Annotated in this window: 20 protein-coding genes; 18 read left to right on the top strand and 2 right to left on the bottom strand. The window is 45.7% G+C overall.

The window, feature by feature from the left end; translation table 11 throughout:
* On the bottom strand, nucleotides 1–216 hold a 216-nt coding region (locus H569_RS0111070), incomplete at its 3' end, for a transposase (RefSeq protein WP_027365045.1).
* A 388-nt stretch (nucleotides 217–604) separates the two neighbouring features.
* Here H569_RS0111070 and H569_RS0111065 point away from each other — a divergent pair.
* Nucleotides 605–1,264 carry a TetR/AcrR family transcriptional regulator gene (locus tag H569_RS0111065; protein WP_027365044.1) on the top strand — a complete coding sequence of 220 codons (660 nt, stop codon included), beginning with the start codon at nucleotides 605–607 and terminating at the stop codon, nucleotides 1,262–1,264.
* On the opposite strand, the gene H569_RS22760 is transcribed toward H569_RS0111065, so the two are convergent.
* Nucleotides 1,255–1,584, bottom strand: coding sequence for a hypothetical protein (locus tag H569_RS22760; protein WP_238492528.1), 330 nt, complete (start codon nucleotides 1,582–1,584; stop codon nucleotides 1,255–1,257). The genes H569_RS0111065 and H569_RS22760 overlap by 10 nt on opposite strands.
* Before the next feature lie 330 nt (nucleotides 1,585–1,914).
* Between H569_RS22760 and H569_RS0111055 the strand changes: the two genes are divergently transcribed.
* The 17 genes from H569_RS0111055 to H569_RS0110965 all read left to right on the top strand — a co-directional run bounded on the left by H569_RS0111055 (nucleotide 1,915) and on the right by H569_RS0110965 (nucleotide 20,012).
* Nucleotides 1,915–3,528: an acyl-CoA mutase large subunit family protein gene (locus tag H569_RS0111055; RefSeq protein WP_027365043.1), complete on the top strand. Its 1,614-nt coding sequence runs from the start codon at nucleotides 1,915–1,917 to the stop codon at nucleotides 3,526–3,528.
* Complete coding sequence (locus H569_RS0111050) at nucleotides 3,525–3,935, top strand: cobalamin B12-binding domain-containing protein (protein ID WP_027365042.1); 411 nt, start codon at nucleotides 3,525–3,527, stop codon at nucleotides 3,933–3,935. The genes H569_RS0111055 and H569_RS0111050 overlap by 4 nt, the downstream gene beginning before the upstream one ends.
* Nucleotides 3,936–3,991: 56 nt before the next feature.
* Nucleotides 3,992–4,876: a crotonase/enoyl-CoA hydratase family protein gene (locus H569_RS0111045; RefSeq protein WP_027365041.1), complete on the top strand. Its 885-nt coding sequence runs from the start codon at nucleotides 3,992–3,994 to the stop codon at nucleotides 4,874–4,876.
* Nucleotides 4,877–4,897: 21 nt separating this feature from the next.
* Complete coding sequence (locus tag H569_RS0111040; protein ID WP_027365040.1) at nucleotides 4,898–6,478, top strand: AMP-binding protein; 1,581 nt, start codon at nucleotides 4,898–4,900, stop codon at nucleotides 6,476–6,478.
* Between the two features lie 65 nt (nucleotides 6,479–6,543).
* The gene (locus H569_RS20135) at nucleotides 6,544–7,356 is read left to right on the top strand and encodes an SDR family NAD(P)-dependent oxidoreductase (protein ID WP_081410981.1); all 813 of its coding nucleotides are present in this window, start codon (nucleotides 6,544–6,546) and stop codon (nucleotides 7,354–7,356) included.
* A gap of 219 nt (nucleotides 7,357–7,575) precedes the next feature.
* On the top strand, nucleotides 7,576–8,169 hold the full coding sequence (locus tag H569_RS0111030; RefSeq protein ID WP_034630309.1) for a TetR/AcrR family transcriptional regulator: 594 nt from the start codon (nucleotides 7,576–7,578) through the stop codon (nucleotides 8,167–8,169).
* Between the two features lie 184 nt (nucleotides 8,170–8,353).
* Nucleotides 8,354–9,133, top strand: coding sequence for a crotonase/enoyl-CoA hydratase family protein (locus H569_RS0111025; protein ID WP_027365038.1), 780 nt, complete (start codon nucleotides 8,354–8,356; stop codon nucleotides 9,131–9,133).
* A gap of 15 nt (nucleotides 9,134–9,148) precedes the next feature.
* Nucleotides 9,149–10,291, top strand: coding sequence for an acyl-CoA dehydrogenase family protein (locus tag H569_RS0111020; RefSeq protein WP_027365037.1), 1,143 nt, complete (start codon nucleotides 9,149–9,151; stop codon nucleotides 10,289–10,291).
* 302 nt (nucleotides 10,292–10,593) lie between these two features.
* Complete coding sequence (locus H569_RS0111015) at nucleotides 10,594–11,457, top strand: 3-hydroxyacyl-CoA dehydrogenase family protein (protein WP_027365036.1); 864 nt, start codon at nucleotides 10,594–10,596, stop codon at nucleotides 11,455–11,457.
* Nucleotides 11,458–11,529: 72 nt separating this feature from the next.
* On the top strand, nucleotides 11,530–12,927 hold the full coding sequence (locus H569_RS0111010) for an OB-fold domain-containing protein (protein WP_238492527.1): 1,398 nt from the start codon (nucleotides 11,530–11,532) through the stop codon (nucleotides 12,925–12,927).
* Nucleotides 12,903–14,126, top strand: coding sequence for an acetyl-CoA acetyltransferase (locus H569_RS0111005; protein WP_238492526.1), 1,224 nt, complete (start codon nucleotides 12,903–12,905; stop codon nucleotides 14,124–14,126). Before H569_RS0111010 ends, H569_RS0111005 begins: the two co-directional genes overlap by 25 nt.
* Before the next feature lie 75 nt (nucleotides 14,127–14,201).
* Nucleotides 14,202–15,794: a class I adenylate-forming enzyme family protein gene (locus tag H569_RS20130; protein WP_051273595.1), complete on the top strand. Its 1,593-nt coding sequence runs from the start codon at nucleotides 14,202–14,204 to the stop codon at nucleotides 15,792–15,794.
* 27 nt (nucleotides 15,795–15,821) lie between these two features.
* On the top strand, nucleotides 15,822–17,492 hold the full coding sequence (locus H569_RS0110995) for an AMP-binding protein (RefSeq protein ID WP_027365033.1): 1,671 nt from the start codon (nucleotides 15,822–15,824) through the stop codon (nucleotides 17,490–17,492).
* Between the two features lie 614 nt (nucleotides 17,493–18,106).
* On the top strand, nucleotides 18,107–18,277 hold the full coding sequence (locus H569_RS22545; protein WP_157833517.1) for a hypothetical protein: 171 nt from the start codon (nucleotides 18,107–18,109) through the stop codon (nucleotides 18,275–18,277).
* Nucleotides 18,278–18,457: 180 nt separating this feature from the next.
* On the top strand, nucleotides 18,458–19,081 hold the full coding sequence (locus H569_RS0110975) for a DUF6431 domain-containing protein (protein WP_220427499.1): 624 nt from the start codon (nucleotides 18,458–18,460) through the stop codon (nucleotides 19,079–19,081).
* A gap of 110 nt (nucleotides 19,082–19,191) precedes the next feature.
* Nucleotides 19,192–19,314 carry a hypothetical protein gene (locus H569_RS23340; RefSeq protein ID WP_257720103.1) on the top strand — a complete coding sequence of 41 codons (123 nt, stop codon included), beginning with the start codon at nucleotides 19,192–19,194 and terminating at the stop codon, nucleotides 19,312–19,314.
* A 278-nt stretch (nucleotides 19,315–19,592) separates the two neighbouring features.
* The gene (locus H569_RS0110965) at nucleotides 19,593–20,012 is read left to right on the top strand and encodes a hypothetical protein (protein WP_027365031.1); all 420 of its coding nucleotides are present in this window, start codon (nucleotides 19,593–19,595) and stop codon (nucleotides 20,010–20,012) included.
* Nucleotides 20,013–20,364 lie beyond the last annotated feature (352 nt).

The raw sequence follows: 20,364 nt of genomic DNA, 5'->3' as shown, positions 1-20,364 counted from the left end.
CCGGGTGGTTAGTTGGTGCGGGGATGTACCGTTACGGTACCCTTTCCTTTCGCCGGTACGCTCGTATGGCTCAGCTTGAAGTTGTTCGGTGGCTTGCGCCTGTAAGATTTGGTTCAATACGGATTCCAACAGGGCTGCTACTCCAGAATCTTTGTTATTGCTTAAAAATAGACGGTGCAAAAGTTCCTGATTTACGGTAATCTGGTATTGAGCCATGCAAATTCCTCCTTTGTTAGGTTTGTTTTGGCAATTCAATTCTAACTGAGGAATTTGTCTGGCTCCAGTATTTTTTTGGAAACCTATTTTACACAATTATACGGACTTAACTTAAAACGGTTAACAAGTATAGAGTAAAAATTTTTATTTCCCTATAGTGGCTAACCCACCGTAGTTTCGTCCAATAGAATTATCCAAAGTCAGTCAGCTCTCGTGTCTCAGAGAGTTTTTTTTATGTGACTGACTTCGGATAATTCTCTATTCATTATGTTAAGTTTTAAAGTCACCGCCTCCAATTGCTCCGATCCAGGCTTTGACTGGCGATGCCGTCGTTGGTATAGTAATAATGTGGAATCAACAAAAAGAATTAATACGGAGGACGCATTGTATGCTGAAAGAAGGTAGGCAAACAGTCAAAACCGGGGTTTTTGGCGAAACAACGGAACGTCCCGACAATACGCGGGAACGGCTGCTGCTGGTTGCGGAGGAATTGTTCGCCAAAAAGGGCTACTCCGGGACGTCAGTGCGGGAAATTGGAGCCACTCTCGGTATCGCCAACTCTTCTATTTTGTATTATTTTCCATCTAAGGAAAAGCTCTATGCCGCAGTGTTAAAACGAATTGCGGAAAGCATGAAGATGGTAATCGATAACTTACCCACAGATTCCGGTGACGATTCGAAACAGGTGCAGGTAATGGTGGAGCGGCTCATGGAATGGGCTCAGTTGAATACCAACTATCTCCAGATTATTATGCGCGAATTAATGGAGAACTCTGACCGCCTCGCCAAGGCGCGGCACATGCATCTGGCCGGCGTGGTGGAAGCAATGCGTCTTCCGCTAGACAGGATGAAAAGCGAGGGCAAACTTCGTCATTTGGACCCGGCGCTGTTTCTGATTCATCTCCTGGGGTCGGTAACGTACTTTTTTATTTCCCTACCAACGGTTAGACAGATTACAGGAAACAAGGATGCGGGTGACCTATACCGGAAATATAAGGTTACTGTTATCAACGTCATTCAGTCTTGTATAAACGGAGGTCAACTATGATGTTTCACTTTAGAATGTTTCTTGGGGCTTGTAAGCCCATTGGAAACAAGTATTCTGTAGACCGAAGGCTTGCTAATACTGATCGATTCATGCTCCTCCAGGAGCTCTTGAAAATAGGAGAAATTAGCTTTTGTATATTTCTCTGATTTTTTTAGCTCGACAACGGTATTTTTAACCTCATCAGATAAAGCATGCGTAGGTTTCCGGCCTCTGTTTTTATGGATTACAATCGCCTCGCAATGTTCCTTGACCCCCTTCTTAATGCGTTTTACTTGGCGTTCGTTTAGGCTTAAAATCTCTGCATCTTCGCTGATGGTCATTTTCCGTCGATTAGACAACGGGCAATATAAAGCTTATTTCGTTCATTCTGTGTCATTGATAATATCATCCTTTCATTTTATCTTAACTGGGGTGACATTTTCTCAGAAAGATTTCAAGGTGACATTATCACAGAATGAACACAAGGTGTATACAAACATACTTGACAGAATAGTAATTATATTGTTACAATTTATCTACTGAACGTTCGGTAGATTTACTGTAACAATGGACGCAATTGTAATAATTTGTTAATAAGGGAGTGGTAATTAATTATACAAATAAAAGAGCACTTAACTTGTGAAAACGCTGGTATAAGGGGATAGCGGAATATGGAAAGGTTTAGCAGATCCGGAATACCTGTAAAAGATTTTTACGATTGTAAAGATATTGGGCAAACCCGGGCCAGGGATGTTTCAAAGCCGGGGGAATTCCCTTTCACCCGGGGACGGCGTGCCCAAGCACAGTCGATGGGCGGTTGGATCCAACGGGAATTGTCCGGGGAGGGGGAACCCTCCAGGTCCAACGAGCAAATCAAGTACCTACTCGGAAAGGGGCAAATGGGAATTGATATTATCGGCGACAGCCCCACGATGGCCATGCTGGACCCCGATCACCCGCTGGCGGCCAATGCGGTTGGGACTCAAGGGGTATCACTTTGTTGCAAGGATGATTACCTTAAGCTATTCAAAGATATACCACTGGATTCGATTTCCATCTCAAGTTCTCTGCCCTCCATCTTCGGGTTGACGGGACTGTTTCTGGCTGCAAGGGAAGCCGGTATCCCGCCCGCAAAATTGAGAGGTTCGGTAATCCAGGCGCCGTTTTATTCGGAGGATTGCGGTTACGCCATGCACATGCCCTTCGACCTCAGGGTAAAGCTGGCCGCCGACGTGATGGAATTTTGCGCGGTTGAGATGCCAAAGTTCCATTCCTTCGTGGAGGATACCTATTTTATCAGCGAGAGCGGGCTCACTGCAGTCGAGGAGATGGCGCTTGGTTTTGTGGAAATCCGTTACCTTGTTCGGGAGATGATTAGACGGGGGGTACCCGTTGATTTCTTTGCCCCGCGCATTGCTATCCTGCTCAACTGCAGCATGGACTTTTTCGAAGAAATTGCCAAAATTAGGGCCACCCGTCGGCTCTTTGCCAGGATGATGAAGGAGGAATTCAGCGCCCGGGATCCGCGCTCCTGGTCTGTTGTGATTACCAGCCACACTTCCGGATTAACCCTCACCGCTCAGCAGCCTTTCAACAATATTATCCGGGGGACCGTTCAGGCATTGGCACTGGTTTTGGCGGGTGTGCAAGCCCTGGAGATATCAGCCTTTGACGAGGCATATAGGACGCCGAGCGGTGAATCACACTTGGTGGGGTTGCGCACTCAGCAGGTGATCGAGTTGGAAACAGGCGTCACCAGGGTGGTTGACCCACTGGGCGGCTCATATTACGTTGAGTATTTGACGGATGAAATGGAAAAGCAAATCTGGCAAATGATTCAGGATATCGAATCAAAAGGTGACCCGGCTGCTCTGTCCGATAAAGGTTATTTCCGTAGTATTTTTAACAAAGCGATTGAACGGTATGCCAGGCAGGTTGATGAAGGTGCGGTAAAGGTGGTAGGCGTAAACATTCACCAACTGCCGCCGGAAGAAGATATGCTGCTGAAGGATGTGGCGGAACAAAAAATTAGCCCCTGTCGCGAACGGATTAAGAAAATCATGGCGTATAAGGAAAGCAGAGACGTGGGCAAGGTGGAGCGGGCGCTGCGCGAGTTGTACAATCTGTCCTTATCCCGGAACCAGAATCTGGTACCAGCCGTGCTGGAGGCAACGGAAGCAGGCGCAACGACGGGGGAAATGGCCGGTATACTTCGCCTGGCTTTCGGTTATCCCTATGATCCGCATGGATTAATAAAACCTGTTGTGGAAGGTATCGGTCAATGAGAAAGATAAGGGTATTAATAGGAATTTTCGGTCTCGACCAGCACGAAGTGGGCGCATTGTCAGTGGCCAGAATGCTGATTGACGGCGGCATGGAAGTGATTTACGCCGGCCGGTTCAATACACCTTCCAAGCTGATGAGAATCGCTGTTCAAGAAGATGTGGACGTTATTGGCGTAAGCTGCCACTCGTGGGAATATATCGATTACACTCCCGAACTCATGGAACTGATGAAAAAGGAAGGGGTGGACATCCCGGTGGTTTTGGGGGGCTCAGTCATCACGCCCGCAGATGAACTGGTTCTTAAAAATCTTGGAATAGCGGCGGTGTTCGGTCCGGGCGCGGCCAGGGAGGATATCATCGCCACCATTTCGGAACTGGGTGCACGGAATAAAAACACCGCCGGCTGACGCAAATAAAAACGAGCGGGTTGGCGTGGTATTAGTTTAATTGGGAGGAATGATTGATGGCTTATGAAACAATTCTCTACGATAAGGACGGTCGCATTGCGACGATAACTTTAAACCGGCCGGAAAAGTTTAACTCTATCCGGCCGCCGATGCCGGAAGAGATAGAGAAAGCCATAGCGGAGGCCAACGCCGACGATGAAGTGCGGGTGATTATCCTACAGGGGGCTGGTGGGTCATTCTGCGCAGGCTTTGATTTCTCGGACAACTTGGAACATTTCGAGGGCTGGGGTCTACCGGGCGCAATGGAAAATTGGAACCCGGGCAGGGACTTTACGATCGTGACCAATCCCTTCGTTGGGCCAGTACCAAAATTCATGAGCATCTGGCGCAGCATCAAGCCGGTGATTGCCAAGATCCATGGCTGGTGCGTGGGTGGCGGTTCGGAGATGGCGCTATTGGCCGACATCGTCATCGCCTCCGATGACGCTAGGTTCGGAACGCCTTATTCCCGGGTCTGGGGCTGTCACCTCACCGGCATGTGGATTTACCGACTCGGGCTGACCAGGGCTAAAATGTTTGCCCTGACCGGGGATTCAGTCAGCGGCAGGGAAGCGGCGGAAATCGGCCTGATTAACAAATCGTATCCCTTGGAGGAACTGGACGAGAAAGTGCGCTACTGGGCCGAGCGGATCGCAAATATCCCTACTAGTCAGTTGGCGGCAATGAAACTGATCGTAAACCAGGTCTACGACAACATGGGACTGGCCACAACCCAATATCTTGGGCCCATTCTGGATGGGTATATGCGCAATACGCCCGAAGGGAAACAATTTGTCAACACGGCCAAGGAAAAAGGTGTTGCAGCTGCCATCGCCGAGCGTGACCGGCCCTTCGGAGATTACAGTCAGGGCGATGTGTCAATGAAACCCAGGAAACTGTAGTGGGAAAGGAGGAAGGGAAAGATGGATCCTTTGCACGAGAATCTATTGCATCGGGCCACTTTGGGAGACTTGATAACCTGTTCCGCTCTTCGTTTCGGTGATCGCATTGCGCTGGTGTCCGGTAAAGAACGAGTAAGCTACAAAACTTTAAACGAAAGGAGCTGCCAGGCGGCCAAAACCTTTATGGAAATGGGCATCGGCCGGGGAGACCGGGTAGCTTTTATGACACATAATTGCCTGGATTATATTTATTGTCGCTTTGGACTGGCCAAGATTGGCGCAGCTCCTGTACCGCTCAACTTTATGCTCAAGGGTGAGGAGATCGTCTATATTATCAATGATTCGGAACCAACGGCCTTCTTTGTCGAAGACGCTCTAGTTGAAACTGTTCTGGCTGTGCGGGACAAAATTTCAAGCGTGAAGTATTTCGGTTGGTTTGGTCTTTCCAGGACTGACGCCAAACCTCAAGACTGGATAGATGCGAAAACCTTTTTCAATGGGCGTTATTCTACCGAGGACCCCGAGGTATACATTGAGTCGGACGACATGGCTACCCTGATGTATACCACCGGAACCGAGGGTTTTCCCAAAGGTGTGATCACCACTCACCTGAATTATTACATGGGCGTGTTGCACCTGGTGTGTGACTGCGATTTCAATCGCAATGACGTTGTGATTATCGACCTGCCCCTGTTCCATGTTGCGGGAACCACGATGCTGTTGGGGTCCATCGCAACGGGAGCAAAGGCGTTGATAGAATATACGCCAGACCCGCGAAACATTCTACGGAAAACGCAGGATGAAGGAGTTACCATGTGGACTTATCCCCCAACCTTGTATCATGCCTTGCCAATGTTGCCCGACTTTGACCAGTATAATATTTCGTCGTTGAAGAAATGCATAACTTTCGGAGCGGTTATGCCCAAGGTGATCTATGAAAAATGGAAAACTATTAAGCCCGACTTGGAATGGCGCAACTACTGGGGACAGACTGAAAGTTCGCCGGTGGGTACGACATCGATACCGGAGGAATTCGATGCGAGAGCAAACTCCATTGGCATTCCGGACACCGGTGTTACGGTTAAGGTGTTTGATGAAGAAGACCGGGAGGTTCCCTTGGGCCAACTGGGCGAGTTGGTAATCCGCGGCCCGGCCGTGATGAAGGGTTACTGGCGCAATATGGAGCTTACGGAAAAGACGCTAAGAAACGGATGGCTGCACACCGGTGACCTGGGTTACCAGGACGAAAGCGGTTACATCTATTTTGTTGACCGGAAAAAGGACATGATTAAAACCGGCGGTGAAAATGTATCTTCCCAGGAGGTGGAGGGTGTCCTGCTCCGAAATCCCAAGGTGGCCATGGCAGCGGTAATCGGTATGCCGCATCCCTACTGGTCAGAGGCTGTTACGGCACATATCGTCTTGAAACCCGGCCAGGAATCGACGGCAGAGGAAATCATTGAATTCTGCAAGGAACACTTGGCGGGGTACAAGGTACCCAAGCAAGTTACGTTCTGGTCGCAACTGCCCATGTCTCCCAGCGGTAAGATCATTAAGCGCAAAATCAAGGAAGAAATGCTGAAAAGCCAGGGTGAGAAGTAAACAGCCAATCCTTTCGTACGACAACAGGAAAATTAAAAATAACGATAGATCAATGCGCCTGTTGTATGACGGGAAGGGGGATAATAATGCAGCTAAAGGGGAAAGTTGTGCTAATAACCGGCGCCGCGCAGGGTATCGGGCGGGCCTGCGCGCAGGTCTTTGCCCGGCAGGGCGCGGACGTCGGGATGTTCGATCTCAGCGGACAGGTTCGGGATACGGCCCGTATCGTAGAGGAAACCGGGCAAAGGTTCGCTTGGGCGATTGTGGATGTGAGTGACCCGGAGCAGGTAAAGCGTGGAGTGGAAACTGTCCGCAGCGAATTGGGACACATCTGTTGCCTGGTGAACAACGCCGGCATCGTCAACAACATCGCGCCCCTGGCCTGGATGGAACAATCTTCCTGGGAGCGGGAGTTGGCGGTAAATTTGACCGGGGCCTTCAACATGATCCGGGCGGTGATCGGGCCGATGGCCGAAAAGGGTTGGGGTCGCATTGTCAACATGGCTTCTGGGGCGGCTCGCGGCGGGTTGTATCACCAAGTGGGTTACGCCGCGACGAAGTCCGGCCTCCTTGGGTTGACCCGGAACGTCACTTTGGAATATGCCCGCAAAGGGATCACCTGCAATGCTGTTTTACCCGGCTTGATCGGTACGAAAAACGTTCTGGCGATGCCGCAGGCTATCACCGAGCACGCTGTTTCTATGACGCCGGCACGGCGCATTGGAACGCCGGAAGAGGTGGCACACCTGGTGGCCTTCCTGTGCTCTGAGGAGGCAGGCTTCATTAATGGAGCTGAGATTGATATCGATGGCGGCGCGAGGCTAAACACAGTTGTGCTGGGTAGCCAAAAGGAAATTTCAGGTGGAAAGCAATTTTAAAACATGTTTATAGAAACCCGCCTCTGAAATCCACCCCACAAGGGGGTTTTCAGAGGCGGGTTTCTATTAAGATTCGCCCAGAGGACTCCCGCCTCTATAGGCGGGAGAGGCTTCACCTTATTGCTACCATAACGTACTGCAGGAGATAAAATAACATTGACAGATAAAAATTAATATGATAATTTTATATTGAACAATCATTATAAAAAGGAGACTCAAATGCCCAAGGTAGGGATGGAAGAAATACGCAAGCAACAAGTAATCGAAGCCACGGAAAGATGTATTATTGAAAAAGGTTTTTCAAATATGTCGGTAAAAGATATTGCGATGGAAGCGAACGTAAGCACAGGCATCATTTATCATTATTTTAAAAACAAAGAAGATGTTCTTCTTCAGGTAATCAAAAGGTCATTCGCCAAGTCGCATGAAAGAGTTATGGAGACAGTCGAACCTCTTGAAACCTTTGAAGAAAAACTACATAAACACATTGAAAATATTAACTCTGTACCTAAAGACAACCCGGATTTTTATGCGGTTCTTTTGAACTATTTAGGACAGGCAAAAAATAACCCTGAAATAAATATGGTTATAGCGAAATTTTTTAAAAATTTAAGAAAATACATTGAGACATACTCTCAAAACGGTGTAACCAGTGGAAAGGTCAATCCTGATAAAATAAAACATTTACCCGCATTGGTAATTGGCTTGGGTATGGGAATAGGAATACAGTGGATTATTGATCAGGATGCGTTTGATATTGATGATATTGAAAAAGCCTTTATAAATATAATTAATGTTTATATAAACAAATAAAATCTTTCTTTTTGCAGTTATTTATAATGAATGTTCGATATAAAAGGGAGGCTAGAAATGATAACCTTTCATTATTGATATGTCACCAATTGCGGTTTAAAAGGTTGGTTTTCCCGATCATTTGTTAAGCAACGGGTTTTCCTGGTTTGCCGAAGTGTTTGACAATAACTAAAAGGAGAAAATCATGGAAGTATTGGTAGAAAAAAAAGGTAAAGTATATACCGTTATCATAAATCGGCCAGAAGTTAAAAATGCGGTCGATAAAAAAACGGCAGATCAGCTTGCGGACGCTTTTCACGCTTTTGAAAAAGACGACGGTGCACATGTTGCCGTATTGTGGGGAAGCGGTGGTAATTTCTGCTCAGGTGCGGACTTAAAAGCCCTTTCCAGGTTTCACGAAGGGTTGGCCAATCGCCTTGAAACCGACATGTCCAGGAACGGACCAATGGGTCCCACCAGGATGCATTTATCTAAGCCCGTCGTGGCGGCTGTTTCCGGCTATGCCGTAGCCGGCGGGCTTGAGCTTGCCTGCTGGTGCGATTTAAGGGTCGTCGAACGCGATGCGGTGTTCGGAGTTTTCTGTCGCAGGTTTGGCGTTCCACTGGTGGATGGAGGCACCCAACGCCTGCCGCGCCTAATTGGCTTGAGCCGCGCTCTAGACATGATACTTACAGGCAGACCGGTTGCAGCGGAGGAAGCTTACCTCATAGGGCTTGCCAACAGGCTCGTCGAACCCGGAACTGCCAGGGAAGAAGCAGAAAAACTGGCTGATCAAATAGCCAGTTTTCCTCAAAACTGCTTGCGTAGCGATAGGGAGTCAGTTTACCAGGGTTTCGATATGGACTTTGCAAAAGCAATGAAACTGGAATTTATGAACGGTCTACAAGTAATCAATAGCGGTGAGAGCATACAAGGTGCACAGCGTTTTGCTGATGGATCAGGACGGCATGGGAATTTTGAGTGAAAATAGAGGTGCTTTATGGCTTTCGACTTTTCTCCAACTAACGAACAGTTAGGAATTATCAGTATGGTTCGCAGGTTTGTTGCAAAAGAAGTAGTACCGGTAAGATCCTACTATGATGAGGCGGAAGAATTTCCTTGGCCCGTTATTAAAAAAATGGCTGAAATTGGTATCTTGTGCATGTCCGGACCGGAGGAGATTGGCGGTTATGCATGGGACAATCTTACCAGGTGCATGGTTATGGAAGAATTGGCCAAAGGTTGCGGCGGCATCGCCGCAACTCCCATGGCAAACATTCTGGCATCAGAGCCTCTAGAGATAGCAGGCAATGATGAACAGAAAAAATGGTGGTTTTCCGGGCTATGTCAAAACGGAGAACTGGGGGCTTTTTGCGTAACTGAACCTAATGCAGGTTCAGATGTGTCGGGTGTATCAACTTCGGCCCGTAAGGACGGTCAATATTATATCTTAAATGGTACCAAATGCTTTATCAGTAACGGGAGCGTTGCTTCCAAATACGTGGTGTTGGCAACTTTGGACAAAAACAAAGGCGCCAGGGGGTTAACCTTTTTTCTAGTTGATCGTGAATGGGACGGAGTAAGCATCGGCAAAAAAGAAAAAAAGATGGGCAACCGGGCGGCTGATACCAGTGAAGTTATTTTCACCGGCGTAAAGGTTCCCCAAAATTTTCGCCTTGGGGAAGAAGGTGGCGGGTTCAAAATTGCTATGCAGTCATTCAACGTATCGCGCCCGGTGATAGGCGCAATGGCGGTGGGCATCAGTCTTTTCGCCCTGGAGACGGCCAGGGCTTATGCCAAGCAACGTCATCAATTCGGTACTTCCATAGCAAACATGCAGGCCATTCAGTTTATGCTGGCGGAAATGGATATGCAAATAGAAGCGGCCAGGCTACTGTATCAAAAAGCCGCTTGGCTGCTGGACAGTGGCAAGGACGTTATTCGCAACAGCGCAATGGCCAAATGTTTCGGGGCGGACATGGCTCAGCAGGTTACTAGCAACGCCGTACAGATTTTGGGCGGTTACGGTTACATGCGTGAATACCCGCTGGAAAAGGCTATGCGTGACGCTAAATTGCTGCAAATTGTTGAAGGAACATCTCAAATTCAAAAAATGATTATAGCCAGGGAGCTTCTCAAATAATTGATTAAATAAAACAATTATAGGAGAATGACTGACGTTCCACCTCTTGGATAAGCAGGACGAAGGAAATTAGGACGAAGACCCAGGAAGACATGGCAGGTTTGCTGCCGGGAGACGATGTGGAATCCCACTTGGCCATGATATAAAAACATGCGGCCTTTGGTAAGGTCGCCATTGTTGTCCAAAATTACACATTGATGTAAATAACAAAAGATTTAGCTATCCGAACATATTGTGAAAGACTAAAAAAATGAAGATATTTAAAGATAACCGAAGTCTATTAAGGGAGGTTCTAAGGTTTAATGACATTGTTTACTATTAACAAGGTTGGTGTTCTGGGGGCGGGATTAATGGGACATGGTATTGCCCAGCTTGCGGCCCAGGCGGGTTGTGAGGTAATACTGGCTGATACGGCGAAACAAGCCCTTGATAATGGTTACGCGAAAATTAAAAAACTACTTGACAAAGCTGTTCAGGCTGGCAAGCTGCCCCAGGAAAAATGCGCGGAAATAATTGCAAGAATCAAAACCACTACGGACATAAAAGCATTGTGTGACTGTGACGCTGTTATTGAAGCCGTTCCGGAAATCATAGACACCAAAAAGCAGGTGTTTTGCAAACTGGATGAAGTTGTCAAGAGGGAAGCAATACTGGCTACAAACACGTCCCAATTAAGCATTACAGAAATTGCAGCCGCTACTACAAGGCCCGATCAGGTTATCGGTATGCATTTTTTTTACCCTGCACAGGTAATGAAACTTGTTGAGATTCCTGTGGGTGAACATACCTCAGAATGGTGTGTGCAGGCTATAGTTGATCTGGCCCAAAGGATGGGTAAAGAAACCTGCGTTTGCAAAGATACACCGGGATTCATTGTCAACAGACTACTGGCAGGTTTCATGGTCGAAGCCACAAAGGTCTATGATGAAAAACTTGCAAGCGTGGAAGAGATCGATAAAGCAATAAAATACGCCCTTGGTCACCCCATGGGTCCCTTTGAATTATTTGATTTCAGCGGTATAGATACCATGGTGAGAGTTGCAGATGGGCTTGTCGAAGCATTTGGAGACAGGTTCAAGGTTGGTATCGGAGTAAGAAACAAAGTCAGGGCCGGTGACTTCGGACAAAAAACCGGCAGGGGCTTTTATGATTACAGGAAGGACTAAATATAGCTTTTTCGCGTTACATTCGGGTTATATATAACCATAAAGGAAGTGTTATAAATCATGGTGGGCATAGTGGCATATGGTGCATATATTCCCTTTAACAGGCTGGATCGCAAACATATAAAAGAATTTTACGGTATAACGGTGCCACATGGATATAAAGCCGTGGCAAATTATGATGAGGACAGCCTGACCATGGCGATTGCCGCTGCCCTGGATTGCGCCTCGGGGTTTGATTCAAGCACTTTTGATGGAGTTTATTTTGCGACAACCACCCCACCACACGGAGAAAAACAGAGCGCGACAATGATCGCAGGCACCTTGGACATGAAAAGAAATGCCAGGACACTGGATGTCACCGGTTCCCTCAGGTCCGGTTCAAGTGCGATGATCGCCGCTTTCGACGCTGCAGCAAGGGGAGAAAGGATTATGGTTACGGTCAGCGATACCCGGCTGGGCGCAGCGGGCGGGCTCCACGAGAGTTTGTCAGGTGATGGCGCGGCGGCATTCCTTTTGGGTAATGACGACGTTATAGCCAGTGTACTTGGGTGGCACAGCGTTGCTGTGGATTTTTACGATAACTGGCGATTTCAAGGGGATCGTTTTATTAACAGTTGGGAAGACAGGTTCTGTCATACGCAGGGTTATACAAGGTTCACCATGGAAGCAGCACATGCAATTATGAAGAAAACAGGGCTAAATCCGAGTGACTTTGCAAAAGTAGCATTATACGGCCTTAAACCTAAAGATGCAGTGGCTGTTGCCGTTAGAATGGGCTTCAGCCCCGGGCAGGTCCAAAGCAATCTAATTGAAGAGATTGGAAATGCTGGTGCTGCTTGCGCTCCCATTGCCTTGGTCGCCGCGCTGGAAGAATCGCGACCGGGCGATAAAATTTTATTTATTACTTATGGCGAAGGCAGTGACGCTATAGCTTTTGAAGTAACGGAAAGCATTTATAAGTTACCACCCCGCCGGGGAGTTGGGAGTTACCTCACAAGTTGCAAAACGGATATGAGTTACGGCAAGTATTTACGTTGGCGGCAACTACTTTATTTTGAACCCCAGCGCAGACCACCCCTTGTTCGGCCTTCTTTACCCGATCGCCATAGAAATCTGAAAAAAATTTTGGGTTTTTATGGTACTAAATGTAAAGTATGTAGCACTCCTCAATTTCCACCTCACAGGGTTTGCATTCAATGTCAATCCATTGACCAGTTTGAGGATTATAAATTCCTAAATAAAAAGGCTACTTTGACTACATATACCTATGATTATTTGGCCCCTTCCCCCGACCCTCCAACGGTTATGGCCGTGGTAGATTTTGAAGGGGGAGGTAGATTTGTATGTTTAATGACCGATTACGATATTAAAAAAATTCGGGTAGGAATGGAACTTGAGTTGTCTTTCCGGCGATTATTTGAAGCCGGAGGGATAGTGACTTACTTTTGGAAGGCTATGCCGAAAAGGTAGAAAGGGGGGATAAAATGGCCGGAGGCATTAAAGACAAAGTAGCGATAATCGGTATGGGTTGCAGCAAATTTGGCGAGAGGTGGGATTGCAGTTTGGACGATCTGATCATAGAAGCAGTGAGCGAATGCTGCAGCTCTTCCGGAGTCGACCTTAAAGATATTGAAGCTTACTGGTTTGGGACGTTTTCATCCAGTACCACCGGGGCTTTACCATTTTCCATGTGCATGAAAATACCATACAAGCCGGTTACCAGGGTGGAAAACATGTGCGCCACCGGTTCCGACGCCTTTAGAAATGCCTGCTATGCCGTGGCTTCCGGAGCTTATGATCTGGTAATGGCCATTGGTGCCGAAAAATTAAAAGATAGTGGGTATAGCGGTCTTGAAACTCCCATGGTGCATTCGGACCGCACCGCTCCGGAACCGACTGCGCCGGCGCGATTTGCTTTACTGGCGCCTGCTTATGCTGAAAAATACAAAATCGACATGAAAAAATTAAAGGAAATAATGGCCAAAATTGCCTGGAAAAATCACCACAATGGCGCGCTAAATCCAAAGGCACAGTACCAGGAGGAAATTCCCCTTGAAAAAATCATTAATTCACCTATGGTGGCTTACCCGCTGGGTGTTATGGACTGTTCCGGGGTGGCGGATGGAGCATCATGCGCCATAATCTGCAGGGCTGAGGACGTCCATAAATATACAAAGCAGCCCATTTATGTCAAGGCTCTGTCGATAGTTGCAGGCTCTGGTTATGGTGAGCGTCACCGGGACTATGACTATACGGTTGTTTGGGAAACTTACCATGCGGCTCAATATGCGTACCAGGAAGCGGGTATTAAAAATCCTCGCCAGGAAATAAGTTTTGCTGAAGTTCATGACTGTTTCACCATTACTGAACTGGTGCTGTATGAAGACTTGAGGCTAAGCCCCCGGGGTAGTGGTTGGAAAGACGTCGAAAATGGTTTTTTTGAACTGACAGGCATGTTACCCGTTAACCCGGATGGCGGCCTAAAATCATTCGGACATCCAATAGGTGCAACAGGATTACGCATGCTATATGAATGTTTCTTGCAATTCAGGGGTGAGGCAGGAGACAGGCAAATTGCAAACCCGAAACTGGCCCTGACTCACAATTTAGGAGGACAGCCGGCCTACTGTGTGTCTTCAGTGTGTATCGTAGGCAACGAACCGGGTTGAGTTGGAAAATTACCCCGGAACAGCTGGTGCTGATTCAACCCTATTAATATTTATTATGACTAGGAGGGAGAAAATATGAGCAAAGTTCCTCTTGAATTTGGTCAACCAAAAACAAGGTATTCAAATAATCTTGTGGATAGCATGAAAATGAACCTGGCCAAAAACCCGAATATGAAAGCAATTATTTGTGAGGATAGGATGGAAACATGGGCTGAAATGTGGGAACGGACCAATCGCCTGGGTAACGGTCTGTATAACCTGGGACTGGAAAAAGGCGACCGGGTGGCAATGTTGCTTAATAACTGTTTTGAATTTCCAGAAACCTTTGTTACGACCACAAAAAGCGGGTTTATAATGACTCCCTTAAACCGCCATTTGAAGGCTGGCGAGCTATTATATCAACTTAATGATTGCGGCGCAACTGCGGTGGTTATAAATCCGGAATACCTGGAACTCATAAAATCAATTCAAAGCGAAGCATGTAACTTGAAACATGTTATAGTAACAGGGGATAACAAATTTGAAGACACCATATCATATGAACAATTAATCACCCAATCAAGCCCGGAGGAATTGGATGTTCAGATATCGCCTCTTGATATACACATGATATTATACACTTCCGGTACAACCGGCAGACCTAAAGGAGCGGTCAGGGGGTATATGGAAAACTACCATATTGGTGTCACAGTGTGTATCGAATGGAGGGTACGTTCCGGTGATGTGCAACTGGCGGTGGCTCCTTTGTACCATGCAGGCCCTTGCGCCTGGTACTGTGCAACACTTGTATCCGGGGGAACTTTAGTGGTAATGCCGGCTTTTGTGCCCGAAAAAGTATTGCAAAATATCGAAAGGCACCGGGTAAATTGGATGATGATGGTTCCAGTAATGTATAATGCATTATTAAACCTGCCTGAAGACGTTCTAAATAAATATGATATTACATCGTTAAAAATGGTTATTTCCGGTGGAGCGCCTTTGCACACCCCCACCAAGCTAAAGATCAAGCAATACTTTAAAAATTCAGAATTGAACGAGTTTTACGGAAGCACGGAATTGGGGGTTTCAACAACACTTCGTGATGAAGACCAATTAAGAAAAGAACGCTGTGTAGGAAAGCCATTACAAGATGTGGAATTGAGGCTGTTGGATCAAGACGGAAAAGAAGTCAAGAAGGGGGAAGTTGGCTTACTTTACTCCAGAGGATTGGGAGGATTTAGAGGATACTGGAATAACTCAACAGCGACAGAGGAAGCTTTTATCGACGGTGAATGGGCAACAGTCGGTGACATGGCGCGCCAGGATGAAGATGGTTACTATTATATAGTTGATAGGGCAAAGGATATGATCATAACCGGCGGTGTTAATGTCTATCCCTTAGAAATTGAGGAAGTATTACTGAAAATGGATGAAATCCAAGATGCTGCGGTTATTGGAGTACCCGATGAAAAATGGGGTGAAGCGGTTAAAGCCATTGTGGTCCCTAAACCGGGTGTAAAAATTACCCAAGAAGATATTATTGAATTTTGTAAGGATAATCTTGCAGGATTTAAAATTCCCAAGTCTATTGACTTTGCTGAAACAATCCCAAGAACACAAACGGGGAAAATACTGAAAAAAGAGTTAAGAAAAGCTTATTGGGGCGATAATTATATTCAAGTATCGTAAAAATGGTATAGAACGGAGGTTATACATGTGCACAGTAACAAATTCCCTCCCAACCCCACGCTAAAGGAAGGATTTTTCTCCAGGTCTGTTTATGAAGAAGCGATAAATCGCTACCCGACAGTTGTCGAACTGGTTAAAAAGAAAGCCAAAGAAAACAAAGATAAGACCTGGCTTATCTTTGAAGATGGCAGAAGCTTCACTTATGAGGATATAGACATTTTAAGTGACTCGCTGGCTGGAGGTTTTTATGAACTTGGGGTGCGTGAAAATGATAAGGTGGCCATTTATGCATACAATTCACCGGAATGGATATTCTCATATTTCGGCATCTTAAAAACCGGAGCCATACCGGTTACTGTCAACACCGGCTTTATTAAAGATCCGTTGATTTATAATTTATCCGCTTCAAATTCGAAATTTTTAATTATAGATTACAGGCTTCTGAAAGCGTATAAAGATGTGGAGATAGAATTGAATAATATTGATACTGTTATAATCATCGGAAATGGGAATATTTCCTACGGTCATTTGCCCATAAAACCATATGTATATTTTGATGATGTAATGGCCAAACAATCCAGTACAAAATTAGAAATAATGAAGTACGCTAAGGACCCTTGCGCCATGATTTTAACCTCCGGTACTACAGGACCTTCAAAAGTTGTGGTAGATGCCAACGCTCAATTTATATCCACGGCCCTGTTTATGGCAGATGCCGGTGGGGTTACAGAAGATAGCACCGTTTATGTTTACTTGCCACTCTTTCACATTATGGCTTTAGACTTGGCAACTATATCGTCCATGCTGGCTAATGCTAGAATGATACTGGTAGAAAAATTTACGGCGTCTTCTTTTTGGCATGATATTAAAAAATATGACGTTACTCATTTTCACGCAGTAGGCCCAATATTGGAAATGTTATTTAAAAATCCGCCTTCCCCGCTGGAAAAAGACCATGGTCAGCTTGTTGCCATCGCTTATTGTTCAAAAGAAGTATGGAGCTTGGCTAAAGAAAGGTTTAATATTTCAATAACCGGCGGTTACGGAAGTACAGAAGTCGGAATTCCTGTCTCCTCACCATATAACTTGGTAATCAGTGGGCATAACCCGCCGGGAAGTTGTGGCCGTGTAGGTCCTCATGTAGAAGTTAAAGTTATGGATGATAATGGGCGCATTTTGCCAAGCGGCCAGATTGGTGAAATCGTTGTAAGGCCGGGAATGCCCTGGACAATATTTTTGGAATATTATGAAATGCCTAAACAAACAGTGGAAGCTTTTAAAGGACTGTGGTTCCACACGGGTGATGCGGGTTATTTTGACGAGCAAGGTTATCTTTATTTTGTGGATAGGGTCAAGGATGCTATTAGAAGAAAAGGTGAAAATATATCATCTTACGAAGTTGAACAGGTGCTCCTTAAAAATCCTGATGTAGTTGAAGCGGCTGTAGTACCTGCTCCTTCCGAAGTAGGCGAAGATGAAGTGATGGCTGTTATCGCGACAAAACCCGGTGAAGAGGTTAGCCTGGAGAATATATTTAACTTTTGTTTGGAAAACATGCCTTCCTTCTGGGTACCAAGATATATAAGAATAGTTAAGGGTTTACCCAGAACACCTACAGGGAGAATTGAAAAATTTAAATTAAGAAATGAAGGCGTTACTGAAGATACTTATGACATGAAGAACTATATAAGAAAATAAATTGTTAATTGCATAGTTCAAAGAAGTTGCGCCAAAAACACTATACAAGAAGTGCTATTCTCTTTATCTTCGCATTCTTATATGGTATATTTAAAATAAGGTACTTGTCCAAGCTGGAGGACCTTAAAAAAACAGCGACATTAACTGCGGTTTCAACCGCGACATATTTAAATCCTTACAAAAGAGCCGTATTCAACATCTTTGTTGAGTGCGGCTTTTTTTATTTTTTTGCCGAAAGGAGGTCTATTAAATGCCCTGTGACGGTATTGCCGTGGCAAACATGAACGTCAGGCTGGCAAAAGAACTGCTTGCTTCCCCGGAAGCAATAACGGCGGTCGCCAATCTGTTGAAAAGTACCGGCTTGGTTTAGCAAGTTCAGCAAACACTACGGGTAAACGGGTACCCGGTATCAATCAACAACAAAGGTCAGATTACCGGCTACAATGTTCCGCAAGACATTTTAGACGCTGTTAGAGAAGCCTGTGAATCCGTTGCCGGCGTCCTTACTCAGCAAAAAGTGGCCGAGCGAATTGCGCAAAGCTGCCAGGTAAACGAACAGCAGTACACAAGCAACGGCTATCTGGTAATTAAGGTTAATTTGTAAGAGGTGTGCTATGAAAGCGGAAATTGCAATTTCCCCGGACGGCAAGGTGACCGTCGTCACTCGCGAAGGCACCTTCGCAGGGGGAACGGAAAGGTTATCGCAGCTGATTGCGAATTTAAGGAAGGGCGGAATAGAAGTCGAAGACGTTCGTTTTGAGCAGCACCGCCACGATTGTTTTTAACAACGAAAAAAAACCATAAAGAGCGGCAAATTTTTCACAAAGAATTGCCGGGAGCATTTCCAGCGGATAAAATAAAAAAGTGCTTCCCCGATTCCTGGCAGAATCAAATCGAAGGGGAAACACTTTTCACATAAAAGCAATTTGAGAGTATACAATTTTGGCTGTGATGTCAAGACCTACATGCAAATCATATATACGGTGCCAATCGGAATCCACTGCAACACCTGCGGTACGGAGATGGTCTATCATGCCTGTTATACGGTGCAATACAAATCTAATACCCTACAAACTGAAATCGTCATACTTCGATACAAATGCAGGCACTGTAACGTGACGCACGCAATAAAGCCGGAATTTCTGGCATCCCGTCACCAATATGACACCTTCGAACGGCAAGCCTTCGTACTTCAATACACCTACTCCCATGAAACAGAGTGCAGCTTACGGAAGCTCCAAAACAAGCTTTTCCCCCAGGTTCCGGTTTCCCATACCGTTATGTATTATTGGGTACGTATAGTGGAGGTCAAGAAGCAAAAAGTGGAACCCCTTCTCCTGGCTGACCTGCAACAGATACTTCCCCCAAATGACATTGTAGAAGAACTGGCTCAAGAGTCCCAAACGGTGCCACCTACCGTCCGGAACAAAGAATACTCGCGAAAAACAGTGGTACTATTGCAATGGACAAGCCTTTATACCCGTGCCGTTGGTGCCTGGTTACGATTTCCGGCATCCGATATTGCCAGTTGGCCTTACCGCTACCTTAACCGGATTTTAGACTTGCTAAAATCCCACACCTTTTTATAATTTCTCACTGCCAAAGCCGCTGATATTTCCCATAGTTTTCAACCTCAGCCTTCTTATCGCCGGAGTAGAATGTTTCTATTCCAAAATACATGCGACAAGGAGGTAAAATCATGAATAATGACCATGATATGGAACGTGCCTTGTTCCGATACGGTCTGATCCACCCTTTACCGGATGACAGCCTAAAACAAAACGTTTGCAAACCATCTGTGCAGAACTGGGCAGCCAGCTAAAATATTGTTTACCCTACTCTCCCCAAAGCAAGGGTTACGTTAAGACTTTGATTATGTAAAGAAATATGCTTCTAAACCAAAGGGATTCCTGTATTGGGTGTATATTTCTTTACATAATCAACCATCCGTGTTACAAAATAACCAAACATTTTAGGGGATTTGGTTATGGTAATAGATTTTAAAAAGCTGGTTGCTTTGTGTGAAGATGAATTAATCAGTCGTGAGTATGCCAGCATGCATTATCAGAAAATCAGGACAGAATGGAGCAGGTTAAATCAATGGATGGAAGACATCAATACACGGATTTTTCTGAGCCTATTGGCTTTGCATACTGTGATGAGGTTTTTGGGGATCATATCCTGACGGAAAAAATAAGCAAAAAAAATCAGATAAGACTCAGAGCAGTACGAATGCTGATCTCATATCAGAAAGATGGGGATTTTGAATTCCGTACTCCAAGCGTTAAACGGATTTTTTCTGGTGATATTGGTGAAACCATAGAATTGTATCTGTCATATACCAGAAATATCCTGTCTCTATCCAATGAAACGATAAAAAATAAGGAACAGTATTTATACAAATTTCATTCATTTCTCAATGAGCGTGGCTTGTATCTGGATGATTTGAATGTGGACATAGTAGAAGGCTTTTTTGCATCTATGGGATATTCGCTTGCCTCAAGGCATAACGGTGGATAGACTCTACGGATTTCTCCGTTATGCCTATGATAACGCACTGACTAAAAAAGACTGCTGAACCTACCCCGAATCAATAGACACTAAAAACGCATAATATCTAATTATCCCGCAAAATTGCTTAATATTTTATGTTCTGGGGAGATCTGTGATTGCAACCGTTATTTTAGACCGGCTTGTCCGTAACAGTGACTTTTTAATATGACCGGTGAAAGCTACCGCTTAAAATACAGAAATACGTTGATTAGCGCATAAACCCCAAAATCACAGCTTGAGGGAGGAAGGGAGGGAGGGTTGTTCCCCTTCCCAGCCTTACGTAATTTAGGTAACTTAGTCCGGAAGGCCAACCGCGGCA

It is taken from the genome of Desulfotruncus alcoholivorax DSM 16058, from assembly GCF_000430885.1.
GTDB classification, from domain to species: domain Bacteria; phylum Bacillota; class Desulfotomaculia; order Desulfotomaculales; family Desulfallaceae; genus Desulfotruncus; species Desulfotruncus alcoholivorax.
This window is presented reverse-complemented; position numbering and strand designations above follow the sequence as displayed.